We start from the raw sequence: 22,234 nt of genomic DNA, 5'->3' as shown, positions 1-22,234 counted from the left end.
AGGATAAGCCCTTATACATTGAAGTTGGTTAGGGTATGGCAAGTGCAGGGAAGGACATCAGAGAGATAATAATAATGGTAGATAACAAGAAACGTCCGGGAAAAGATCTCGACCGTATTGACCGTAACATTCTTAATGAGCTGCAAAAGGATGGCCGGATCTCTAACGTCGAACTTTCCAAACGTGTAGGTTTGTCGCCTACACCATGTCTGGAGCGCGTTCGTCGTCTCGAACGTCAAAACTTCATTCATGGCTACACTGCGTTGCTTAATCCACATTATCTGGATGCATCGTTGTTGGTGTTCGTTGAGATTACCCTCAACCGTGGCGCACCGGATGTGTTTGAGCAATTCAATGCAGCAGTACAAAAATTAGAAGATATTCAGGAGTGTCACCTGGTTTCCGGCGACTTCGACTATTTGTTGAAAACGCGTGTACCGGATATGTCTGCTTACCGTAAACTGCTGGGCGAAACGCTGCTTCGTTTGCCAGGCGTTAACGACACCCGTACCTACGTGGTCATGGAAGAAGTGAAACAGACTAACCGCCTGGTAATTAAGACCCGGTAAGCAAAAGGTTCTGGTGCAAAACCTAAATTATTTCGCTACACTCCTGTTTATTCATACAGCTCTGGCGCCGGGGTTTGTTCCCGGCGCTATCGCTATTTCAGTTCACAGGAACCTGGAGAGCCTTTCTTGAGCCAGGAATATACAGAAGACAAAGACGTTACCCTGAGAAAACTAAGCGGAAGCCGCCGAATTCTGGAAGCTGTGCTGGTGGTGGTAGCGGTGTTCGCCATTTATTTGATGGCGGCATTACTCAGTTTTAATCCATCCGATCCAAGCTGGTCGCAGACCTCTTGGCACGGGCCTATCCATAATTTGGGTGGCGGTGTTGGTGCCTGGATGGCCGATACGCTGTTCTTTATATTTGGGGTGCTGGCTTACGCCATACCTCCTATCATGATTTGCCTTTGCTGGGCCTCTTTCCGCCAGCGAGACAGTCAGGATTACATCGATTATTTCACCCTTTCGCTACGTCTCATTGGCACGTTGGCGCTCATTATCACGTCTTGTGGTTTAGCTTCGCTTAACATCGACGACCTTTATTACTTCGCTTCCGGCGGCGTGATAGGCAGTCTGCTGGGCACCGCCATGACGCCGTGGTTCAACAACATAGGCGCAACACTGGTGTTGCTCTGCGTCTGGGCAGCGGGTCTTACCCTGTTTACGGGCTGGTCCTGGCTGACTATCGCCGAGAAAATTGGCGGCGTTGTACTGGGTGCGACAACCTTTATGACCAACCGTTCTCGCCGTGATGACGACTACGATTACGAACATGAAGACGATTACGATGAAGCACACGACGACACGCTGTTAAAAAATCAGCCGCGTGCCGACGACGCGCATACGCCAGCCTCACCGGCGCAGGTTGCCGCAGCAGGCGCGGTCACGATTTCGGCCGCTGCAATGGGTGACGATGATGACGACGTGCTGTTCTCTGCGCCTTCGGTAGGTCAGGGGGCACAAGTTCAGTCTGCTGTTCAACCAGCAAATGAGCCGCCAGCCGCGCCAGTTAACGCGCCAACGGTGGATGCCCAGCAGCCAGCGTTGGCCGACTCGGTTTCGCCGGCGTCCGTTGCGCACGTTGAAGCTCAGCCGCAATCGCCTGCCGCGTCGCAATTTGGCGAACCGCAACCTTCTGTGCAGCTGCATAAAGAAGCGTTTGATTCCGCCACGCCTCAGCTTTATGCGACCGAGTCTGAGTCGACTCCGCCGCTTTATAACTTTGAAATCCCTGAAGAAACCCCAGCGCCGCGCCACGTTCAGCCCTCGTCGGAAGGCAGTTCTCGCCGGCATGACGAGCCGCAGATGGGCGACTGGAATCAGGTTTCCGAGCCGCACCACGATCGCTCGCCGTTTGAATTCACTGCGCCACCGGATGCTGCCAGTATTGCTGCTACGGCTGCATTGGCAACGGGGTTGGCACAGGCGGGCAAGGCTTCTGCCGACGCTGCCAATACCTTTATGCCCGCTTTTAGCGCCGTCAGTGATGACAATCCGCAGATCAAAAAAGGCTTTGGTCCCGAGCTGCCGCGCCCTAATCCGGTCAAGCTGCCTACGCGCCGCGAAATGGCTTCTTATGGCATCAAATTGCCTTCTCAGCGCATTGCCGAGCAGCAGGAGCAGGAAGCCGCACGTCTGGCGCGAGAAGCGCAGAATCAGCCGCCGGTTGCCACTTCTGTTGAAGATGAAGAGGAGCAGCAGCAGGCCTTGCTGCGTCAGGCTTGGGTTGATCAACAGAATCAGCGCTACGGCGAAAATACCGAAACTCATGCTGTAGAAACCCAATCTGGGGCAATCGAGCCGGTTGAAGATGATGAAGAGGCGCTGATGCAGGCGCAGCTTCGTCAGGCCTTTGCCGAGCGCGAGCAGGCGCGTTATCACGCTGCGCCCGTGCCAGAAGTGACGCCGCAGGTGCAGCAGCCGAGTGTTCAGGCCGCAGCGTCCGCTGCGATTCACCAGACTATCAGCACGCACGACGCCTTCAACTTCTCGCCGATGGCCGATTTGATTGATGATACGCCGGTTGAGCCGTTGTTTACGCTGTCGCCACAGGTTGAAGCTTCTACGCAGCCTGCCGAATACAGTCAACATGCGCAGGCGGCGACGGTAGAAACGCGTCAGCCGATTGAGACGCCACACTATTCTCAATCACAGCCTGCACAGTCGCAGCCGACTCAGACACAGCAGGTATATCAGCAACCTGCACAGCCGCAGCCCGCTCAGACACAGCCTGTATATCAGCAACCTGTTCAGTCGCAGCCCGTTCAGACGCAGCAGCAGCCGGCTCAGCCGCAATATGCTGAACCGCAGCAGCCTGTCGAGCCGCCGAAACCGGCGATGGACAGCCTGATCCACCCGTTCCTGATGCGTAACGATCAGCCGTTGAGCAGGCCGACCACGCCGTTGCCGAGTCTGGACTTGCTTACCTCCGCGCCTGCAACCGAAGAGCCGGTCGACATGTTTGCTCTTGAGCAAACGGCACAGTTGATTGAGGCGCGCCTTAACGATTACCGAATCAAGGCTGAGGTCGTCGACAAGCTGCCGGGTCCGGTGATCACCCGTTTCGAGCTTGATTTGGCACCCGGCGTGAAAGCGGCGCGTATCTCCAATCTTTCTCGCGATTTGGCGCGCTCACTTTCTACCGTGGCGGTGCGTATTGTTGAAGTTATTCCGGGCAAACCTTACGTTGGCCTCGAATTACCGAACAAAAAACGCCAGACCGTTTACCTGCGCGAAGTGCTGGATTGCCCACAGTTCAAAGACGATCCGTCGCCGTTGACCGTGGTGCTCGGTAAAGATATCGCCGGTGAGCCGGTGGTGGCCGATTTGGCAAAAATGCCGCACTTGCTGGTTGCCGGTACAACCGGTTCCGGTAAGTCTGTCGGCGTGAACGCCATGATCCTCTCGATGCTGTATAAAGCGACGCCGGAAGACGTGCGCTTTATCATGATCGACCCGAAAATGCTCGAGCTGTCGGTTTACGAAGGCATTCCGCACCTGCTGACCGAAGTGGTTACTGACATGAAAGACGCCGCCAATGCGCTGCGCTGGTGTGTCGGTGAAATGGAACGTCGCTATAAGCTGATGTCGGCGCTCGGCGTGCGTAATTTGGCAGGCTATAACGAACGAGTGAAACAGGCGGAAGATATGGGACGTCCAATCCCTGATCCGTTCTGGAAACCGGGCGATGGCATGGCTGCCGAGCCGCCAATGCTTGAGAAGCTGCCGTTTATCGTGGTGCTGGTCGACGAATTTGCCGACCTGATGATGACGGTCGGTAAAAAGGTTGAAGAGTTGATTGCCCGTCTGGCGCAGAAAGCGCGTGCCGCGGGTATTCACCTCGTGCTCGCGACTCAGCGTCCGTCGGTCGATGTGATAACGGGTCTGATCAAGGCCAACATCCCGACCCGAATCGCCTTTACCGTGTCGAGCAAAATCGACTCCCGCACCATTCTCGATCAGGGTGGCGCAGAGTCCTTGCTGGGAATGGGTGACATGCTTTACATGGCGCCGAACTCCTCGATTCCAATTCGCGTTCACGGAGCGTTCGTGCGCGATCAGGAAGTTCACGCGGTCGTACAAGACTGGAAGGCTCGCGGTCGTCCGCAATACATCGACAGCATTATCAAGGGCGGTGAAGAAGGCGAAGGCGGCGGCGGACTCGAAGAGGGCGAAGAGCTCGATCCATTGTTTGATCAGGCAGTCGAGTTTGTGGTCGAAAAACGTCGTGCTTCAATCTCCGGCGTTCAGCGTCAGTTCCGTATCGGCTACAACCGCGCGGCGCGTATCGTTGAGCAAATGGAGGCGCAGTCCATCGTCAGTACGCCGGGCCACAACGGCAACCGTGAAGTGCTCGCACCGGCACCGAATGGGCAGTCTTAAGATTGCACGCGCTGTTATGCTGATAATCACTGTTGAATCGGCAACCCAGTGAAGTTGAAAACCCAATTAAGTTAAAACCCAAGGGTCGCTCATGCGGCCCTTGTTAATTCTACGGCATTCTGCGGCATTGTATGGCTAAATTATTGAGCGAACGCCCTATCGGCCAAGATTGCAAAGAATCGTAAAAGCTATAATTCTCAGATAATTGAGCTATCGCAGTGTGAGCTGCATCAGCTAAAGTTTAGCTCTCGGGGTTGTTTTTCCGGGGATCCCCCCAATTGTTGGGAGAGGTCGTCCGTTCGCCATAGATTTTGAGGTAACAATAACAATGAAAAAATTATTAGCTGTAAGCTGTTTGTTGACCGCATTTATTTCAGGATCTGTGTTGGCCGATGCCAGCAGCGATTTAAAAACTCGTCTCGGTAAACTGAATACGTTCCACGCCAGCTTCACCCAGACGGTGACCGGCGATGACGGCTCCAATATCCAGCAGGGCGAAGGCCAGCTGTGGGTGAAACGTCCGAACCTGTTTAACTGGCACATGACGACGCCAGACGAAAGTATTCTGGTTTCCGACGGCAAAACCCTGTGGTTCTATAATCCGTTTGTCGAGCAGGTTACCGCCACCTGGCTGAAAAATGCCACGGGCAACACGCCGTTTATGCTGATCACCCGCAACGACAGCAGCGACTGGGCGAAATATAACGTGACCCAAAAGGGCGACGATTTTAACCTGACGCCTAAAGCCTCGACCGGCAACCTGAAACAGTTTGCGATCACCGTAACGCCATCGGGCACCATCAAGAGCTTTACCGCCGTCGAGCAAGACGGTCAGCGCAGTGCCTACGCGCTGAAAGGCGAGCAAAATGCCGCCGTTGATGATGCTAAATTCAAATTTACCCCGCCGCAGGGGGTCACGCTGGACGACCAGCGTCAGTGAGGACACAGTGAGCAATCTGTCACTCGATTTTTCCCATAACGAATTCCAGCCACTGGCCGCGCGAATGCGGCCTGTTACCTTGGCTGAATATATTGGTCAGCAGCATTTGCTGGCGCCGGGCAAGCCGCTGCCTCGTGCAATCGAGGCCGGACAGCTGCACTCCATGATCCTGTGGGGACCGCCCGGAACGGGGAAAACGACGCTGGCAGAGCTGATTGGCCGCTACGCCAACGCTGATGTTGAACGCATTTCGGCGGTGACCTCAGGTATCAAAGAGATCCGTGAAGCCATAGAGCGCGCCCGTCAGAATCGCAACGCGGGCAGGCGCACAATTTTGTTCGTCGATGAAGTACACCGTTTCAATAAAAGCCAGCAGGACGCTTTTCTGCCGCACATTGAAGACGGCACCATCACCTTTATCGGCGCAACCACCGAAAACCCGTCTTTTGAGCTGAATTCGGCGCTGTTATCGCGCGCCCGCGTTTATCTGCTTAAAGCGCTGACTGCCGATGACATCGAGAAAGTGGTCGATCAGGCGATGACCAACTCGGAGCGCGGTTATGCGGGTCAAAACATTCGTATTCCGCCACAAACGCGTCGCATGCTGGCCGAGCTGGTCAATGGCGATGCGCGTCGGGCGCTGAACAGCATCGAGATGATGGCCGACATGGCCGAGGTCGATGCCAAAGGCGTCAGAGTATTGACGCCAGAACTGCTGAACGAAATTTCCGGTGAACGCAGCGCGCGCTTCGACAATAAAGGCGATCGCTATTACGACCTGATTTCTGCACTGCACAAATCGGTGCGCGGCTCGGCACCCGACGCGGCGCTCTATTGGTATGCGCGAATTATTACGGCGGGCGGCGATCCTTTGTATGTTGCTCGACGACTGTTGGCGATTGCCTCTGAAGACGTGGGCAATGCCGATCCTCGGGCGATGCAAATTGCCGTCTCTGCCTGGGACTGCTTCACGCGGGTCGGCCCGGCAGAAGGCGAAAGGGCGATCGCGCAGGCCATCGTTTATCTTGCCTGTGCGCCGAAAAGTAACGCCGTTTATACCGCTTTCAAAGCCGCGCTTCGCGATGCAAAAGAGCAGGCCGATTACGACGTTCCCGAGCATCTGCGCAACGCGCCAACCAAACTGATGAAAGAAATGGGTTTAGGGGCAGAATATCGTTATGCCCACGACGAGCCAAATGCCTATGCCGCTGGCGAACGCTATTTCCCGCCTGAAATGGCCGAAACGCGCTACTACTATCCGACCTCACGCGGGATGGAAGGCAAAATCGGTGAAAAACTGGCATGGTTGGCTGAACAAGATCAAAATAGCCCGACAAAACGCTACCGATAAATTGGCGGGTGCGGTAAGGTTACGGCTGATAACTCTTTGACATGCTGCTGTTTCAGGCAGCCTGTAATCTCAAAATTTTATTTAATCAACACGAACAGGATTAGCATGCTCGATCCCAATCTGCTGCGTAATGAGCTAGACGCAGTTGCAGAAAAACTCGCTCGCAGAGGCTTTAAACTTGATGTAGAAACATTGCGCGCTCAAGAAGAACGTCGCAAAGTGCTGCAGGTTGAAACGGAAAATCTTCAGGCTGAAAGGAATGCACGATCGAAATCGATCGGGGCGGCCAAGGCTCGCGGTGAAGACATCGATGCCCTGCGTCAGGAAGTCAATGAGCTGGGTGACAAGCTGAGCGCGGCCAAGGCCGAGTTGGAAACGCTGCTGGACGAGATGAACAAAGTCACGCAGGCGCTGCCAAACTTGCCTGATGACTGTGTTCCTGTTGGTAAAGACGATAGCGAAAACCTGGAAGTCAGCCGTTGGGGCGAGCCGCGTCAGTTCGACTTCGAAGTGCGTGATCACGTCTCGCTGGGCGAATTGGCCGGTGGTCTTGATTTCGCGGCGGGCGTTAAACTGACTGGCGCACGTTTCGTCGTGATGCAGGGTCAGATTGCCCGCATGCACCGCGCGCTGTCACAGTTCATGATTGACTTGCACACCGAGCAGCACGGTTATATCGAAACTGTCGTGCCTTATCTGGTCAATCAGGACTCGCTGTTTGGTACTGGCCAGCTGCCGAAATTCGGTGAAGACCTGTTCCACACCAAGCCGCTGGGCGAAGAAGCGGGCAGCAGTAACTACGCGCTGATCCCAACCGCCGAAGTGCCGCTGACCAATCTGGCGCGCGACGAAATTCTTGAAGAAGAGTCTTTGCCGCTCAAACTGACCGCGCACACACCGTGCTTCCGTTCAGAAGCGGGTTCTTACGGTCGCGACACGCGTGGTCTAATCCGTATGCACCAGTTCGACAAGGTCGAGATGGTTCAGATTGTCCGTCCTGAAGATTCCATGCAGGCGCTTGAAGAGCTGACCGGCCACGCCGAAAAAGTGTTGCAGCTGCTGAATCTGCCTTACCGCAAAATGCTGCTGTGTACCGGCGACATGGGTGCAGGTTCGTGCAAGACCTATGACCTCGAAGTTTGGCTGCCGGCGCAAAACACTTACCGCGAAATCTCTTCCTGTTCAAACATGTGGGATTTCCAGGCGCGTCGCATGCAGGCACGTACTCGTGCTAAAAACGAGAAAAAACCTCGCCTGGTTCATACGTTGAACGGTTCAGGTTTAGCTGTTGGCCGTACGCTGGTCGCCGTGCTGGAAAACTACCAGCTGGCCGATGGTCGTATCGAAGTGCCAGAAGTGCTGCGTCCTTATATGCGCGGGCTTGAAGTTATCGGTTAATTGCCTATTCAATACGTCATCACCGATGAATAAAAGGGTCGATTGTTAACGCAATCGGCTTTTTTTTTGCCTTATGAATGGCTAAAATTTCTCAGCGATATTTTTTAATCGTTACCTTCTCCAAGATGTTAATTTTTAATGAATTTTCTTGATGAGATAAAGCATTAATTCTTTATTAATCATGCCATTAAAAATACCCTGTTTGCCTTAAGTTTAAATTTCATTACGCGATTGATTAGCGATTTAAATCATGGAAATACAGATCGTGCGCTAGCCCAAATTCACCTAATTGACTTTTTTACGGCGAATGGCATGATGCGCGCAATTTCCTTCTCTCTTTGGTCGCTCATTCCGATGTCCACTTACTCTCGCCCGGTGCTATTACTGCTCTGTGGCCTTTTACTGTTGACCGTTTCCATCGCGGTTTTGAGCACCCTCGTCCCTTTATGGCTGACGCATGAAGCGTTACCCACCTGGAAAGTTGGGCTGGTAAGTTCTTCATATTTCGCCGGTAATCTGGTGGGCACGCTGATCGCTGGCCGCCTTATCAAACGTCTCGGATTCAATCTAAGCTACCAGCTGTCGTGCATTCTTTTTGCCATCGCCACGGCTGGTTTAACGCTGTCGATGAACTTCTTCGGTTGGGTGAGCTGGCGTTTTATGGCGGGCATCGGCTGTGCGCTGATTTGGGTGGTCGTTGAAAGCGCGCTACTGCGTAGCGGCACTGTCAAAAATCGCGGTCAGCTGCTGGCGGCGTACATGATGGTCTATTACGTCGGCACCGTGGCGGGCCAGCTGTTATTGGGTAATGTATCGACCGAAATTTACAGCGTCATTCCGTGGGTGACGGGCCTGATTGTTGTCGCGATGCTGCCATTACTGTTTGCGCATATCACCAATCAGGACAGCGAGTTGCCTACCACGTCAGTTTGGCCGATGCTTAAACGCCGCAACGCGCGTCTGGGTATTAATGGCTGCGTGATTTCAGGCATTGTGCTGGGTTCTTTATACGGTTTGATGCCGCTGTTTTTGGCCCATCGCGGGCTAAGTGATGCCGACGTCGGTTATTGGATGGCGCTGCTGATAAGTTCCGGCATCATTGGTCAGTGGCCGGTTGGCCGTCTTGCGGATCGTTACGGCCGCCTGATGGTGCTGCGCGTGCAGGTTTTCGTCGTCATTCTTGGCTGCTTAGCGATGCTGGTAGGTTACGCGATGGCACCGGCGATGTTTGTACTTGGCTGTGCGGGCTTTACGCTCTATCCGGTGGCGATGTCATGGGCCTGTGAAAAGGTCAGTGCCGACGAGTTGGTCGGGATGAATCAGGCCTTGCTGATGAGCTACACCATCGGCAGTCTGGCGGGTCCTTCAATGACCGCTATGCTGATGCAAAGTTATTCCGATGCCGTCCTGTTTGTGATGATTGCCGCCGTGGCGCTGGTTTATCTGCTAATGCTGCTTCGTAAAGCAGATCAGCAAACCACACCTTTCGCCGCCATCTAAATTCGCTTCGTTCTTGAAGCTGCAGCGGTGTTGGCTTCGCTCGCTTACCCTAGTCACTTACTTATTGTAAGTTCCTAGGGATGCGTCTCGCTTGCCGCCTTGCTGCAGCTCCAATTACTTTGCGAATTGCTCAGCAGATTTCAATAAATGACTTTGTGACCATAGCCTTCTAAAATACCTTTCACTCTTTCCATGATTTCTTTACTCGGCGGATTCACGCCTTCCAGCCCGTACTCTTCGCCCATCGCCGTCCATTTATGTTTGCCGAGTTCGTGATAGGGCAGCAGCTCGATTTTCTCGATGTTCTTCATCTCGCGAGTAAATTCGCCGAGGCGGTGAACCGAGTCATCATCGTCTGACCAGCCGGGTACGACAACATAACGGATCCAGGTGCGGGTGCCACGTTCGGCAAGATAGTGCGCGAAATCCAGCGTGCGGTGATTTGAAACGCCCACCAGCTTTTGGTGAATCTCATCGTTAAGCTGTTTTAGGTCGAGCATGACAAGATCGGTGGCGTCAATCAGCTCATCTATTACCGGATCATAGCGACGAACGAACCCATTGGTGTCGAGGCAGGTGCTAATACCTTCGGCCTGACAGGCGCGGAACCAGTCGCGCACGAACTCGGCCTGTAAAACCGCTTCGCCGCCCGATGCCGTTACGCCGCCGCCCGATGCGTTCATATAGTGGCGATAGGTCACCACCTCTTTCATTAAATCTTCGACACTCACTTCTTTGCCGCCGTGCAGATCCCAGGTATCGCGGTTGTGGCAATACATGCAGCGCATCAGACAGCCTTGAAAAAACACGATATATCTTATCCCGGGTCCATCAACGGTCCCGCAGGATTCATAAGAATGAATGCGACCTTGGATTGACATTGCAGGTGTTCTCCACAGTCTCAAGACTCCTTAAACTCGAGCCTTGATAAGAAATTTTGTTGGCAAAAGGCCCCAGCTGAGTGGGGCCTTCACTATTTACGATGCAAACGTTTAACGACTTTAAATAAACCAATACGTTAAACGCGGCTGTCGTTACATCGTTTTGGTAAAGGTACGGGTAATCACGTCCTGCTGCTGCTCTTTGGTCAGCGAGTTGAAACGCACCGCGTAGCCTGAAACACGAATGGTAAGCTGCGGATATTTCTGCGGATCTTCCATGGCATCCAGCAGCATCTCGCGATTCATCACGTTCACGTTAAGATGCTGACCGCCTTCGATAGCCGCTTCGTGGTGGAAGTAGCCGTCCATCAGACCCGCCAGATTTGACTTACGCACGTCATCATCTTTACCCAGCGCATTTGGCACGATGGAGAAGGTGTAGGAGATTCCGTCTTTAGCGTAGGCAAACGGCAGTTTAGCCACTGAAGTCAGCGAGGCGACAGCACCTTTCTGATCACGACCGTGCATCGGATTGGCTCCCGGTCCAAATGGCGCACCGGCACGGCGTCCGTCAGGTGTGTTACCAGTTTTCTTACCGTACACTACGTTTGAGGTGATAGTAAGTACTGACTGGGTAGCGACAGCATCGCGATAGGTTGGCAGTTTCTGAATTTTCTTCATGAAGCGCTCAACTAAATCACAGGCGATGTCATCGACGCGCGGGTCGTTGTTCCCAAACTGCGGATATTCGCCTTCGATTTTAAAATCTACCGCCAGCCCGTCTTCATCACGAATAGTGCTGACTTTGGCATATTTAATCGCAGAGAGTGAATCGGCGGCGACGGAAAGTCCGGCAATGCCGCAGGCCATGGTGCGATAAACGTCGCGGTCGTGCAGCGCCATCAGCGAGGCTTCGTAGCTGTATTTATCGTGCATGAAGTGAATACAGTTCAGCGCGGTCACGTATTGGGTGGCTAACCAGTCCATGAAGTGATCCATGCGCGCCAGCACTTTTTCGTAATCCAAAACGTCGTCCATCATCGGCGCTTCTTTCGGGCCGACCTGAATTTTCATTTTTTCATCCACGCCGCCGTTAATCGCATACAGCATGGTTTTGGCCAGATTGGCGCGCGCACCGAAGAACTGCATCTGTTTGCCGACGATCATCGGGCTGACGCAGCAGGCGATCGCGTAGTCATCGTTGTCGAAATCAGGACGCATCAAATCATCGTTTTCATACTGAATCGATGAGGTGTCGATAGAAACTTTCGCCGCATATTTTTTGAAATTAACCGGCAGCTTTTCTGACCACAAAATGGTCATGTTTGGCTCTGGCGACGGCCCCATAGTGTAAAGGGTGTTCAGGAAGCGGTAGCTGTTTTTGGTGACCAGCGTACGACCGTCAACGCCCATACCTGCCAGCGATTCGGTGGCCCAGATTGGGTCGCCGGAGAACAGCTCGTCATATTCTGGCGTACGCAGGAAGCGCACCATGCGCAGCTTCATGACCAAATGGTCGATAAGTTCCTGCGCCTGTTCTTCGTTCAACGTGCCAGCAGCAATATCGCGTTCGATATAGATGTCGAGGAAGGTTGAAACGCGACCAAATGACATAGCCGCGCCGTTTTGTGATTTCACGGCGGCCAGATAGCCGAAATAGGTCCACTGTACGGCTTCCTGCGCGTTAGCGGCCGGACGCGAGATATCGAAGCCGTATTTGGCCGCCATCTCTTTCATTTGACCAAGTGCGCGATGCTGTTCGGAAATTTCTTCGCGCAGCTGAATGGTCATCTGCAAATCTTCGCCATTTTCAAGGCGCGATTGCAGCGACTGGAACTGGTTGTATTTGTCGGCCATCAGGAAGTCGATGCCGTACAGCGCCACGCGACGGTAATCGCCGATGATGCGGCCACGACCGTAGGCGTCAGGCAAACCGGTCAACACGCCGGATTTACGGCAGTTCAGGATGTCTTTGGTGTAGACGTCAAATACGCCCTGATTGTGGGTTTTGCGGAAATCGGTGAAGATTTTTTTCAGCTGCGGATCAAGTTCGCGGCCATAAACCTTACACGAGCCTTCAACCATTTTGATGCCGCCAAACGGAATAATGGCGCGTTTCAATGGTGCATCGGTTTGCAAGCCGACGATGGTTTCCAGCGATTTGTTGATGTATCCGGCATCGTGCGAGGTAATGGAAGAGGCGAGGTCGGTATCAAAATCGACAGGCGCTTTCGTGGCGTTTTCCTGCTTGATGCCTTCCATGACGCTGTCCCACAGGGTCGTCGTCGCCTGTGTGGCGCCAGCCAGAAACGCTTCGTTACCCTCGTAAGGGGTGTAGTTTTTCTGGATAAAATCACGAACGTTGACGTCGGTCTGCCATTCACCCGCGCTGAAACCCTGCCATGCGGTGGTCAATTTCTCATTGAGCTTGGACATGTTACACCTACCTTCTGATGTTGAAATTTGGAAAAAATCGTTGTCGGGCTAACCCGTGAAACTTTCGCGAAGGGCAGCGGGAATCGTTATTTTGCTTGCTGATCGCGCAGATAAATGACCCAGTAGGTCAGGCCGACCAGCAGACCGCCGCCGATAATATTGCCAATCGTGACGGGGATCAGGTTGTCGGTAATAAAGTGCGTGACGTCGAGCGCGGCGAACTTTTCTGGCGCGCTACCCACGGCCTGCCAGAACTCCGGCGCGGCAAAGTTTTTAATCACGATCCCTAAGGGAATCATGAACATATTGGCGATGCTGTGTTCGAAACCGCAGGCGACAAACATCGCAACCGGCAGGATCATGGCGAACATTTTGTCCATCAGGCTGCGACCGGAATAGCTCATCCACACGGCCAGACAGACCATTAAATTGGCTAAAATGCCCAGACACACCGCCTCGATAAAGGTGTGGTGCATTTTGTGATCGGCGGTTTGCAAGACGTTTAAGCCCCAAAGGCCGTTATCGGTCATAATCATGCCGGAGAACCAGATCAGCGCGACGAAAAACAGCGCACCGAACAGATTGCCGATATAAACGTTGGCCCAGTTACGCGCCAGCTGGCCCCAGGTGATGCGGCCGCTGGCCTTGGCAATCACCGTTAATACGGTTGAAGTAAAAAGATCGGCGCCGCAGACGACGACTAACATTAATCCGAGTGAAAAACAGATACCGCCAACCAGTTTTGCCAGGCCAAAAGGCACGCTCGCGGTTCCGGTGGTTGAAGTAATATAAAAAACGAAGGCAATTGAAATAAATACGCCGGCAGTGATCGCCAGAAAAAAGGTTTTTATCGGTTGTTTAGTGGCTTTATAAACGCCAGCATCTTCAGCAACTTTCGCTGTAGCGGCCGGTAATAATAAATTGAAGGGGTTGTCAGCGTTCACATTAACTCTCTCTTAAGGGTTATGTACTGCACGACGAATAGTAGCAATCTAGTGTAGTTGAGATATTGATGTGGATCATAATAGAGCGGGGTTGACATTGACGAGCAAAATGCCAAAGGGGATTTTTAGCCTATCTATATGAATTTAAAGTAATAAATAAATTTTATTTGTTGCGTGAAAATTTTAATTAGAAAGGATTTATTGACCGGGAGTGTTGTTATTTATCAGTAATTGTTGCCGGCAGGTTGTTTAATTGAATTAATTCCGTCAGCGATATTTAACATTCTAAAAATAATGCCAGCAAGATTAACTGCGCCATTATTTTTATATTGCCGCTATTTAATCGCCGATTTGAAAAAGAGTCAAACGAGAAAGCGTGTTTATAATTTTTAAGAGAGACAAAAAAGGTAAAGTAACCAACGGGTAAAAATTATCAAAAGAAAAGCCGGAGCTTATTTTCCGGCTTTTATAGAATATTACTCTGTAGAAAAAAGGATAAAGGAAAGCTTAATCCTGATTTCTTTTATTTTGCCCAATGACGACGCTTGGCAACCTGCAGTTTTTCATAGGCCGCAAGCAGGCCCTGATGAGCAGGCAATGCCTTGAGTTCGGCATCTACCGCAAACAGGCCGTGGAAACGCTCTTCGCCACTGATGGCTGCAGACGCGCGGTCAACGGCGTCCTGACCGTACATTTTAACGAAGGCAGTATAATACTGAGACGCTTCACGCTCTGGCTCAAGCGCCAGTTGCAGCAGAGTTTGCAGACAACGGTAATAGTTGTTGCGCTCATCGCTATAAACGGAAGAGTTGAACTCGTGCGCCCATTCGGCCCAGGTCAGCGCCTGATCCATATCGCCACCGGCCAGCGCCAGCATTGATTTCAGCTCGCCAACGCGCAGCGTATACCAACCGTTGTCTTTACCACTGGCGATGCCCAGCAGCTCGCGCACGCGGGTGAAGTCGTCAAGACCTTCATCGTCCAGCTGGGTAATCATCTGCAAATACTCTTCCGGTGCGAAATCGCTGTCTGGCAGCGCCAGAATTTGTTCGCGCACGTTGGCGCCCATGCTGTTGTTGGCCAGCAGCAGGTCTTCGGCAGGGTAAATGTCAGACATGCCCGGTACGATAATACGGCAGGCGTAAACGTCGAGATGTTCGTAATCGGCGATGTAAACTTCGGCGTCTTCTTTATCGAAGATAGCCATCAGCGTGGCGAACTCTTCTTCAGTGCTGCCGCTGAAGCTCCAGTCGGCGAATTCAAAATCGGCGTCCTGCTTAAACAGATCCCAGCAGATAAGGCCGCTTGAATCGATAAAGTGAGTTTCGAGGTTCGCGTGTTCGGCAACTTCTTCGTCGTCGAAGGTTGGCGCGGTAAACACGTCGAGATCTTTCAGACCACGGCCCTGCAACAGTTCGGTAACGGTACGCTCGAGCGCCACGCCAAAGTCAGGGTGCGCGCCGAAGGAGGCGAAACAGGTGCCGTTTGCCGGGTTGAACAACACCACGCAAATCACCGGATATTCGCCACCGAGCGAGGCGTCGTAAGAAAGGATAGGGAAACCTTCCTCTTCGAGCCTGGCGATAGCTTCAACCACGCTCGGATAGCGCGCCAGCACCTCGGCCGGAATTTCCGGCAGGCTGATGGATTCGGCAATAATGCGGTTTTTCACGTAACGCTCGAAGACTTCGGAAAGCCCCTGTACGCGCGCTTCGTTAGCAGTATTACCCGCTGACATGCCGTTTGAAACATACAGGTTGCCGATAATATTCATAGGAATATAGACGGTCTGCTGGTCGGATTGACGGGTGAAAGGCAGCGCACAAATACCGCGATCGGCATTGCCGGACTGCAAGTCAATCAGGTCACTGCCGGTCAGCTCATTTTCTTCATCATAGAACGCGTGCAGACGCTCATCCAGAATGCCCGCTGGCAGGCTGTTATCCGCCGGGATCGGGAACCATTTTTCATTCGGATAATGTACGAAATCACCGTTGGCGATCTCTTTGCCCAGATAGAAATCGGCGAAGAAATAGTTGGTGGACAGGCGCTCGAAGTATTCGCCCAGCGCTGAAGCCAATGCCGCTTTCTTACTGGCTCCCTTGCCGTTGGTGAAGCACAGCGGGCAATCGCGATCGCGAATATGGACGGACCAGACATTAGGGACCGGATTCAGCCACGAGGCCTCTTCAATATTGAAGCCGAGGTCGGTGAGTTTCTGCTGAAAACGGGAGATGGAGTCTTCCAGCGCCGCGTCTTTGCCAGGGATAAAAGTTTGCGTCATTGAGTTCACTTTTGTGCGTTCTAAAAACGCGCAATGATACGGGGTTTTTGGCTCAACCTCCACGTATTCATTATGCTAAGAAAAAAGAATGTCACGGCGCTCGACATGAATTTTATTACTGATTATTACTCTACGGCGAATAACAATTGCAGCGGGCAGAGACCAGTGATAAAACCGATAAACTGGTTATTGGTATAGGCAAGCATTCAAAATTGCTATCAATCAATGACTCAACTGGCTTTCAAATAGCTATCAAAGAAAAGTGGTGAGGGGAAATGACTCAGGTTTATAATTTTAGCTCAGGCCCGGCGATGATCCCGGCTGAAGTTTTACGTCGTGCCGAACAGGAACTCTGCAACTGGCGCGGTCTCGGTACCTCGGTGATGGAAATCAGTCACCGTAGCAAGGAGTTTATCGAGGTTGCCGAAGAGTCCGAAAAGGATATTCGGGACCTGATGAATATTCCCTCGAACTATAAAGTGCTTTTCTGCCACGGCGGCGCGCGCGCGCAGTTCGCGGCAATTCCAATGAACCTGCTGGGTGACAAATCCACGGCGGATTATATCGACGGCGGATACTGGGCGCACAGCGCAGTAAAAGAGGCGCAGAAATACTGCACGCCAAACGTTATCGACATCACCACCACGGTTGGCGACAAGCGCGGCCTGCTGCCAATGAGCGAGTGGAAACTAAGCGCCGATGCGGCCTACGTTCACTACTGCCCGAACGAAACCATCGACGGTTTGGCTATCGACGAGATGCCAGACTTCGGCGATAAAGTCGTGATTGCCGACTTCTCCTCTACCATCCTGTCGAGCCAGATCGATGTCAGCCGTTTTGGCGTAATTTACGCCGGTGCGCAGAAAAATATCGGTCCTGCCGGTCTGACGCTGGTTATCGTGCGCGAAGACTTGCTGGGCAAGGCGCGTCAAGAGTTGCCTTCTATTCTTGATTACACCGTACTGGCAGAAAACGATTCAATGTTCAACACGCCACCCACTTTCGCCTGGTACCTCTCCGGTATGGTGTTCAAATGGCTGAAAGAGCAGGGCGGCATTGCCGAAATCGAGAAGCGCAACAAGGCGAAAGCCGAGCTGCTGTATAAAACTATCGATGACAGCAACTTCTATCGCAATCAGGTTGCCGACGCTAACCGTTCGCGCATGAATATTCCTTTCCAGCTGGCAAATCCTGCACTGGATGACGTTTTCCTGAAAGAGTCGCTGGCAGCCGGTCTGCACGCGCTGAAAGGTCACCGCGTAGTAGGCGGAATGCGTGCATCCATTTATAATGCGATGCCGCTGGAAGGCGTTCAGGCGCTGACCAACTTCATGATCGATTTCGAAAAACGTCACGGCTAAGCCGACGTTGTAGCAACTGTTTGATTTACATTTTTATTATTAGAAATGTTGGAAATTAAACATAACCCCGGCGCTATTGACCGGGGTTATGTTTTTTAATTTATTTGGCTATTTTTCCGATCCGAGAGAACACTGTGGAAGCTCTAACACTACAACCTATTGCAAAAGTTGATGGCACCATCAACTTACCTGGCTCAAAAAGCGTTTCTAACCGCGCGCTGCTGCTGGCCGCCTTTGCCGAAGGCACTACGCAGCTGACTAATTTGCTCGACAGCGACGACGTGCGCCACATGCTTAACGCGCTGACCCAGCTCGGCGTGACTCATCGCCTGTCGCAAGACCGTACCCGTTGTGAAATCGACGGCCTTGGCGGTATTTTCCCGAAGGCTCAGGATCTGGAGCTGTTTCTGGGCAACGCCGGCACCGCGATGCGTCCGCTGGCGGCGGCGCTGTGTCTGGGTGAGCAAAACGTCGTGCTGACCGGCGAACCGCGCATGAAAGAGCGTCCGATCGGCCATCTGGTTGACGCGCTTCGCATGGGCGGCGCGAAAATCGAGTATCTCGAAAACGAAAACTATCCGCCGCTGCGCCTGCAGGGTGGCTTCGCGGGCGGTGAAATCAGCGTTGACGGCAGCGTGTCCAGCCAGTTCCTGACCGCGCTGTTAATGACTGCGCCGCTGGCAGAAAACGACACCGTTATTCGCATTAAAGGCGATCTGGTTTCCAAACCTTACATTGATATCACGTTGAATCTGATGAAAACGTTTGGCGTTTCCGTGACCAACGAAGATTATCAGCAGTTCCGCGTCACTGCCAAACAGCGCTACGTTTCTCCGGGCACGTATCTGGTCGAAGGCGACGCCTCGTCAGCCTCTTACTTCCTTGCGGCAGCGGCCATCAAGGGCGGCACCGTGCGCGTGACAGGCATTGGTAAAAACAGCATGCAGGGCGATATTCGCTTTGCCGACGTGCTCGAGAAAATGGGCGCGACCATTAACTGGTCTGACGATTACATCGAATGTACGCGCGGCGAGCTGCACGGCATCGACATGGACATGAACCACATTCCCGATGCGGCGATGACTATCGCGACGGCGGCGCTGTTTGCACAGGGTCCTACCACATTGCGCAACATCTATAACTGGCGTGTGAAAGAGACCGATCGCCTGTTTGCCATGGCGACCGAGCTGCGTAAAGTCGGCGCAACGGTAGAAGAGGGCGAAGATTATATTCGTATCGAGCCGCCGTGCACCCTGACTTTCGCCGAAATCGGTACTTACGACGACCACCGCATGGCGATGTGTTTCTCGCTGGTGGCGCTGTCCGACACGCCGGTCACTATTCTCGACCCGAAATGTACGGCAAAAACGTTCCCTGACTATTTTGAGCGTCTTGCCTCGCTCAGCACGCCTGCCTGATCGTTTTTTTAATTATTCATCGCGAACGGACATCGATTGATGTCCGTTTTTTTTGCTTTCAACACCGGCAATTTTTCTCTGCTGTGCTTTACTGTGCTGAGTTTTGACCATTAATTGACTGTTTTGTTGATTATTTGAATAGTTACGCCCCGTGATCAGCCTTATTTTGCGCAACTTGCTGATGCGGGGTAACAGTTCGGCGATAAGCAGCGTATAATGCTGCACCTGAATTAGCCCCGTTGGGTTAACGATGAGGGGTTTTCCCCACCGAAAGGAGAGAGAAATGACGGCTATGACCTCGTCTATAACCCCAGTAATTACCGTTGACGGCCCAAGTGGCGCGGGCAAGGGCACACTTTGCAAGGCGCTTGCCGAAGCCTTTGACTGGCATCTGCTGGATTCCGGGGCCATTTATCGCGTTCTGGCGCTGGCTGCGCTGCATCATCAGGTTGATATCGTTTCCGAAGAGGCGTTGGTGCCGCTCGCTGCCCACCTCGACGTGCGTTTTGTATCGAATAACGGACACCTGAGCGTAATTTTGGAAGGTGAGGACGTCACGCACGAGATCCGCACCGAAACTGTTGGCAATACAGCGTCGCAAGCGGCTGCTTTTCCTCGGGTTCGTGAAGCGTTGCTGCGTCGTCAGCGCGCTTTCAAAGAGAAACCGGGCCTGATTGCAGACGGCCGTGATATGGGCACCGTGGTGTTTCCGGAAGCCCAGGTGAAGATATTTCTCGACGCCAGCCCCGAAGAACGTGCAAACAGAAGAATGCTACAGTTGCAGGAAAAGGGCTTTAGTGTTAACTTTGAACGTCTTTTAGCCGAGATAAAAGAGCGGGATGACCGCGATCGTAATCGGTCGATAGCGCCTTTGGTGCCCGCGCAAGATGCGTTAATGCTGGATTCAACCAGTATGTCCATCGAGGCAGTCATTGAAAAGGCGTTGGCTTACGCCACTGAAATTTTAGGGTTACCGGTTAAGCAAAGCCGTTAATTCACGCTACAATCTGGTGCTACTCCGTTCTTTTTTGTAAAGAACAAGGAGTGAGTGCCAGTTTTTGCTACCGTTTTTTTTAACCTCGCCGCCAGGATGGTAGTGGGGCATTTGAAACAACCCCATCCAGCATGAAGCCAGATGGACGTTAAACTTAAGAAACTAAAGATTATCAATATGACTGAATCTTTTGCTCAACTCTTTGAAGAATCCTTAAAAACAATCGAAACCCGTCCGGGTTCAATCGTTCGTGGTGTTGTTGTGTCTATCGACAAAGACGTCGTACTGGTTGACGCCGGTCTGAAGTCTGAGTCTGCTATTCCAGCAGAGCAGTTCAAAAACGCACAGGGCGAACTGGAAATCCAGGTAGGCGACGAAGTTGACGTTGCACTTGACGCTGTTGAAGACGGCTTCGGTGAAACTCTGCTGTCCCGTGAGAAAGCCAAGCGTCATGAAGCATGGCTGATGCTGGAAAAAGCTTACGAAGAAGCTGCAACTGTTACCGGTGTTATCAACGGTAAAGTTAAAGGCGGTTTCACCGTTGAGCTGAACGGTATCCGTGCGTTCCTGCCAGGTTCACTGGTTGACGTGCGTCCTGTTCGTGACACGCTGCACCTTGAAGGCAAAGATCTTGAGTTCAAAGTCATCAAGCTGGACCAGAAGCGCAACAACGTTGTTGTTTCTCGTCGTGCAGTTATTGAGTCTGAGAACAGCGCAGAGCGCGATCAGCTGCTGGAAAACCTGCAGGAAGGCATGGAAGTTAAAGGTATCGTTAAGAACCTCACTGACTACGGCGCCTTCGTTGATCTGGGCGGTGTTGACGGCCTGCTGCACATCACCGATATGGCTTGGAAGCGCGTTAAGCACCCAAGCGAAATCGTGAATGTTGGCGACGAAATCACTGTTAAAGTTCTGAAATTCGACCGTGAGCGTACTCGTGTTTCCCTTGGCTTGAAACAGCTGGGCGAAGATCCATGGGTTGCTATCGCTAAACGTTACCCAGAAAGCACCAAGCTGACTGGTCGTGTAACCAACCTGACTGATTACGGCTGCTTCGTAGAAATCGAAGAAGGCGTTGAAGGCCTGGTACACGTGTCCGAAATGGACTGGACCAACAAAAACATCCACCCATCCAAAGTTGTTAACGTTGGTGACGTAGTGGAAGTTATGGTTCTGGACATCGACGAAGAACGTCGTCGTATCTCCCTGGGTCTGAAGCAGTGTAAAGCTAACCCATGGCAGCAGTTCGCAGAAACTCACAACAAAAACGACCGCGTTGAAGGCAAAATCAAGTCAATCACTGACTTCGGTATCTTCATCGGTCTGGACGGCGGCATCGACGGCCTGGTTCACCTGTCTGACATCTCCTGGAACGTTGCAGGCGAAGAAGCAGTACGTGAATACAAAAAAGGCGACGAGATTGCAGCTGTAGTTCTGCAGGTTGACGCAGAACGTGAGCGTATCTCCCTGGGCGTTAAGCAACTTGCAGAAGACCCGTTCAATAACTACCTGTCTGTAAACAAGAAAGGTACTATTGTTACTGGTAAAGTAACTGCAGTTGACGCTAAAGGTGCTACAGTTGAATTAGCAGGCGGCGTAGAAGGTTACCTGCGTGCTTCTGAAGCTTCTCGCGACCGTATTGAAGACGCAACTCTGGTTCTGAACGTTGGTGATGAAGTCGAAGCTAAATTCACTGGTGTTGACCGTAAGAACCGTGTTGTAAGCCTGTCCGTCCGTGCTAAGGACGAAGCAGACGAGAAAGATGCAATCGCCGTGGTTAACAACAAACCAGACGAAAGCAACTTCTCCAACGCAATGGCTGAAGCTTTCAAAGCGGCAAAAGGCGAGTAATAAACGGGTAGCGGAGGCTAATTTATTAGTCACCGCGCCTATAACGGTAGTTTAGCTGCAAAGCTTGGAGGTTATATGACCAAGTCTGAACTTATTGAAAGACTTGCTGGCCAGCACTCTCATGTTCCGGCGAAAGCCGTTGAGGATGCCGTGAAAGAGATGCTAGAACATATGGCTGCAACCTTAGCTGATGGAGAACGCATCGAAATCCGCGGGTTTGGCAGTTTTTCTCTTCACTACCGTGCTCCGCGCGTGGGACGTAACCCGAAAACGGGCGACAAAGTTGAGTTGGACGGCAAGTACGTTCCTCACTTCAAGCCGGGTAAAGAGTTACGCGACCGTGCGAACATTTACAGTTAAGGGCTTGTCCCTGGCATAGTAGATGTCTGCCTAAAGCGAACAAAACGGTGTCCTCACGGGCACCGTTT

The 22,234-nt window shown here is 52.4% G+C and carries 16 protein-coding genes; 11 read left to right on the top strand and 5 right to left on the bottom strand.

Annotation, left to right across the window (positions count from 1 at the left end; genetic code table 11):
• Positions 1 to 74 precede the first annotated feature (74 nt).
• The 6 genes from lrp to SC206_RS11450 all read left to right on the top strand — a co-directional run bounded on the left by lrp (position 75) and on the right by SC206_RS11450 (position 9,637).
• Entirely contained in the window at positions 75 to 569 is a 495-nt protein-coding gene (lrp, locus tag SC206_RS11475) for a leucine-responsive transcriptional regulator Lrp (protein ID WP_009636652.1), read from the top strand.
• Positions 570 to 695: 126 nt separating this feature from the next.
• Complete coding sequence (locus tag SC206_RS11470) at positions 696 to 4,448, top strand: DNA translocase FtsK 4TM domain-containing protein (protein WP_332737276.1); 3,753 nt, start codon at positions 696 to 698, stop codon at positions 4,446 to 4,448.
• A 328-nt stretch (positions 4,449 to 4,776) separates the two neighbouring features.
• Positions 4,777 to 5,388: an outer membrane lipoprotein chaperone LolA gene (gene lolA, locus SC206_RS11465; protein ID WP_332737275.1), complete on the top strand. Its 612-nt coding sequence runs from the start codon at positions 4,777 to 4,779 to the stop codon at positions 5,386 to 5,388.
• 7 nt (positions 5,389 to 5,395) lie between these two features.
• Complete coding sequence (locus SC206_RS11460; protein ID WP_332737274.1) at positions 5,396 to 6,739, top strand: replication-associated recombination protein A; 1,344 nt, start codon at positions 5,396 to 5,398, stop codon at positions 6,737 to 6,739.
• 105 nt (positions 6,740 to 6,844) lie between these two features.
• Positions 6,845 to 8,137: a serine--tRNA ligase gene (gene serS / locus SC206_RS11455; protein ID WP_332737273.1), complete on the top strand. Its 1,293-nt coding sequence runs from the start codon at positions 6,845 to 6,847 to the stop codon at positions 8,135 to 8,137.
• Positions 8,138 to 8,491: 354 nt separating this feature from the next.
• A complete protein-coding gene (locus SC206_RS11450; RefSeq protein ID WP_332737379.1) occupies positions 8,492 to 9,637 on the top strand; it encodes an MFS transporter in 1,146 nt (381 codons plus the stop codon).
• Positions 9,638 to 9,777: 140 nt separating this feature from the next.
• Here the strand turns inward: SC206_RS11450 and pflA are convergent, their stop codons facing one another.
• The 4 genes from pflA to ycaO all read right to left on the bottom strand — a co-directional run bounded on the left by pflA (position 9,778) and on the right by ycaO (position 16,182).
• On the bottom strand, positions 9,778 to 10,518 hold the full coding sequence (pflA, locus tag SC206_RS11445; protein WP_332737272.1) for a pyruvate formate lyase 1-activating protein: 741 nt from the start codon (positions 10,516 to 10,518) through the stop codon (positions 9,778 to 9,780).
• A gap of 153 nt (positions 10,519 to 10,671) precedes the next feature.
• Positions 10,672 to 12,954 carry a formate C-acetyltransferase gene (gene pflB, locus SC206_RS11440; protein ID WP_332737271.1) on the bottom strand — a complete coding sequence of 761 codons (2,283 nt, stop codon included), beginning with the start codon at positions 12,952 to 12,954 and terminating at the stop codon, positions 10,672 to 10,674.
• An 86-nt stretch (positions 12,955 to 13,040) separates the two neighbouring features.
• Positions 13,041 to 13,898: a formate transporter FocA gene (gene focA / locus SC206_RS11435; RefSeq protein ID WP_332737270.1), complete on the bottom strand. Its 858-nt coding sequence runs from the start codon at positions 13,896 to 13,898 to the stop codon at positions 13,041 to 13,043.
• 523 nt (positions 13,899 to 14,421) lie between these two features.
• Positions 14,422 to 16,182 (bottom strand): 30S ribosomal protein S12 methylthiotransferase accessory factor YcaO, encoded by a 1,761-nt coding sequence (gene ycaO / locus SC206_RS11430; protein ID WP_332737269.1) that lies wholly within the window; start codon positions 16,180 to 16,182, stop codon positions 14,422 to 14,424.
• 275 nt (positions 16,183 to 16,457) lie between these two features.
• Between ycaO and serC the strand changes: the two genes are divergently transcribed.
• Positions 16,458 to 17,543 carry a 3-phosphoserine/phosphohydroxythreonine transaminase gene (gene serC, locus SC206_RS11425; protein ID WP_332737268.1) on the top strand — a complete coding sequence of 362 codons (1,086 nt, stop codon included), beginning with the start codon at positions 16,458 to 16,460 and terminating at the stop codon, positions 17,541 to 17,543.
• Positions 17,544 to 17,677: 134 nt separating this feature from the next.
• On the top strand, positions 17,678 to 18,961 hold the full coding sequence (gene aroA, locus SC206_RS11420) for a 3-phosphoshikimate 1-carboxyvinyltransferase (RefSeq protein WP_332737267.1): 1,284 nt from the start codon (positions 17,678 to 17,680) through the stop codon (positions 18,959 to 18,961).
• A 12-nt stretch (positions 18,962 to 18,973) separates the two neighbouring features.
• Here aroA and SC206_RS11415 read toward each other — a convergent pair whose 3' ends face one another.
• Entirely contained in the window at positions 18,974 to 19,186 is a 213-nt protein-coding gene (locus SC206_RS11415) for a hypothetical protein (protein WP_332737266.1), read from the bottom strand.
• Positions 19,187 to 19,253: 67 nt separating this feature from the next.
• Between SC206_RS11415 and cmk the strand changes: the two genes are divergently transcribed.
• From cmk to ihfB, 3 genes are all read left to right on the top strand, one after another.
• Positions 19,254 to 19,955 (top strand): (d)CMP kinase, encoded by a 702-nt coding sequence (cmk, locus tag SC206_RS11410; protein WP_332737377.1) that lies wholly within the window; start codon positions 19,254 to 19,256, stop codon positions 19,953 to 19,955.
• 177 nt (positions 19,956 to 20,132) lie between these two features.
• Entirely contained in the window at positions 20,133 to 21,806 is a 1,674-nt protein-coding gene (gene rpsA / locus SC206_RS11405) for a 30S ribosomal protein S1 (protein ID WP_332737375.1), read from the top strand.
• Between the two features lie 75 nt (positions 21,807 to 21,881).
• Positions 21,882 to 22,166: an integration host factor subunit beta gene (gene ihfB / locus SC206_RS11400; RefSeq protein ID WP_045046360.1), complete on the top strand. Its 285-nt coding sequence runs from the start codon at positions 21,882 to 21,884 to the stop codon at positions 22,164 to 22,166.
• The last annotated feature ends 68 nt before the right edge of the window (positions 22,167 to 22,234 follow it).

The organism is Rouxiella sp. T17 (genome assembly GCF_036663475.1).
Taxonomy (GTDB): Bacteria; Pseudomonadota; Gammaproteobacteria; order Enterobacterales; family Enterobacteriaceae; genus Rouxiella.
This window is presented reverse-complemented; position numbering and strand designations above follow the sequence as displayed.

What these genes read in the sequence shown, in the direction of transcription:
- lrp (WP_009636652.1), top strand. Translation starts at nt 75, where the DNA reads ATGGTAGATAACAAGAAACGTCCGGGAAAAGATCTCGACCGTATTGAC.
- lolA (WP_332737275.1), top strand. Translation starts at nt 4,777, where the DNA reads ATGAAAAAATTATTAGCTGTAAGCTGTTTGTTGACCGCATTTATTTCA.
- serS (WP_332737273.1), top strand. Translation starts at nt 6,845, where the DNA reads ATGCTCGATCCCAATCTGCTGCGTAATGAGCTAGACGCAGTTGCAGAA.
- SC206_RS11450 (WP_332737379.1), top strand. Translation starts at nt 8,492, where the DNA reads ATGTCCACTTACTCTCGCCCGGTGCTATTACTGCTCTGTGGCCTTTTA.
- pflA (WP_332737272.1), bottom strand. Translation starts at nt 10,518, where the DNA reads ATGTCAATCCAAGGTCGCATTCATTCTTATGAATCCTGCGGGACCGTT.
- pflB (WP_332737271.1), bottom strand. Translation starts at nt 12,954, where the DNA reads ATGTCCAAGCTCAATGAGAAATTGACCACCGCATGGCAGGGTTTCAGC.
- ycaO (WP_332737269.1), bottom strand. Translation starts at nt 16,182, where the DNA reads ATGACGCAAACTTTTATCCCTGGCAAAGACGCGGCGCTGGAAGACTCC.
- serC (WP_332737268.1), top strand. Translation starts at nt 16,458, where the DNA reads ATGACTCAGGTTTATAATTTTAGCTCAGGCCCGGCGATGATCCCGGCT.
- cmk (WP_332737377.1), top strand. Translation starts at nt 19,254, where the DNA reads ATGACCTCGTCTATAACCCCAGTAATTACCGTTGACGGCCCAAGTGGC.
- rpsA (WP_332737375.1), top strand. Translation starts at nt 20,133, where the DNA reads ATGACTGAATCTTTTGCTCAACTCTTTGAAGAATCCTTAAAAACAATC.
- ihfB (WP_045046360.1), top strand. Translation starts at nt 21,882, where the DNA reads ATGACCAAGTCTGAACTTATTGAAAGACTTGCTGGCCAGCACTCTCAT.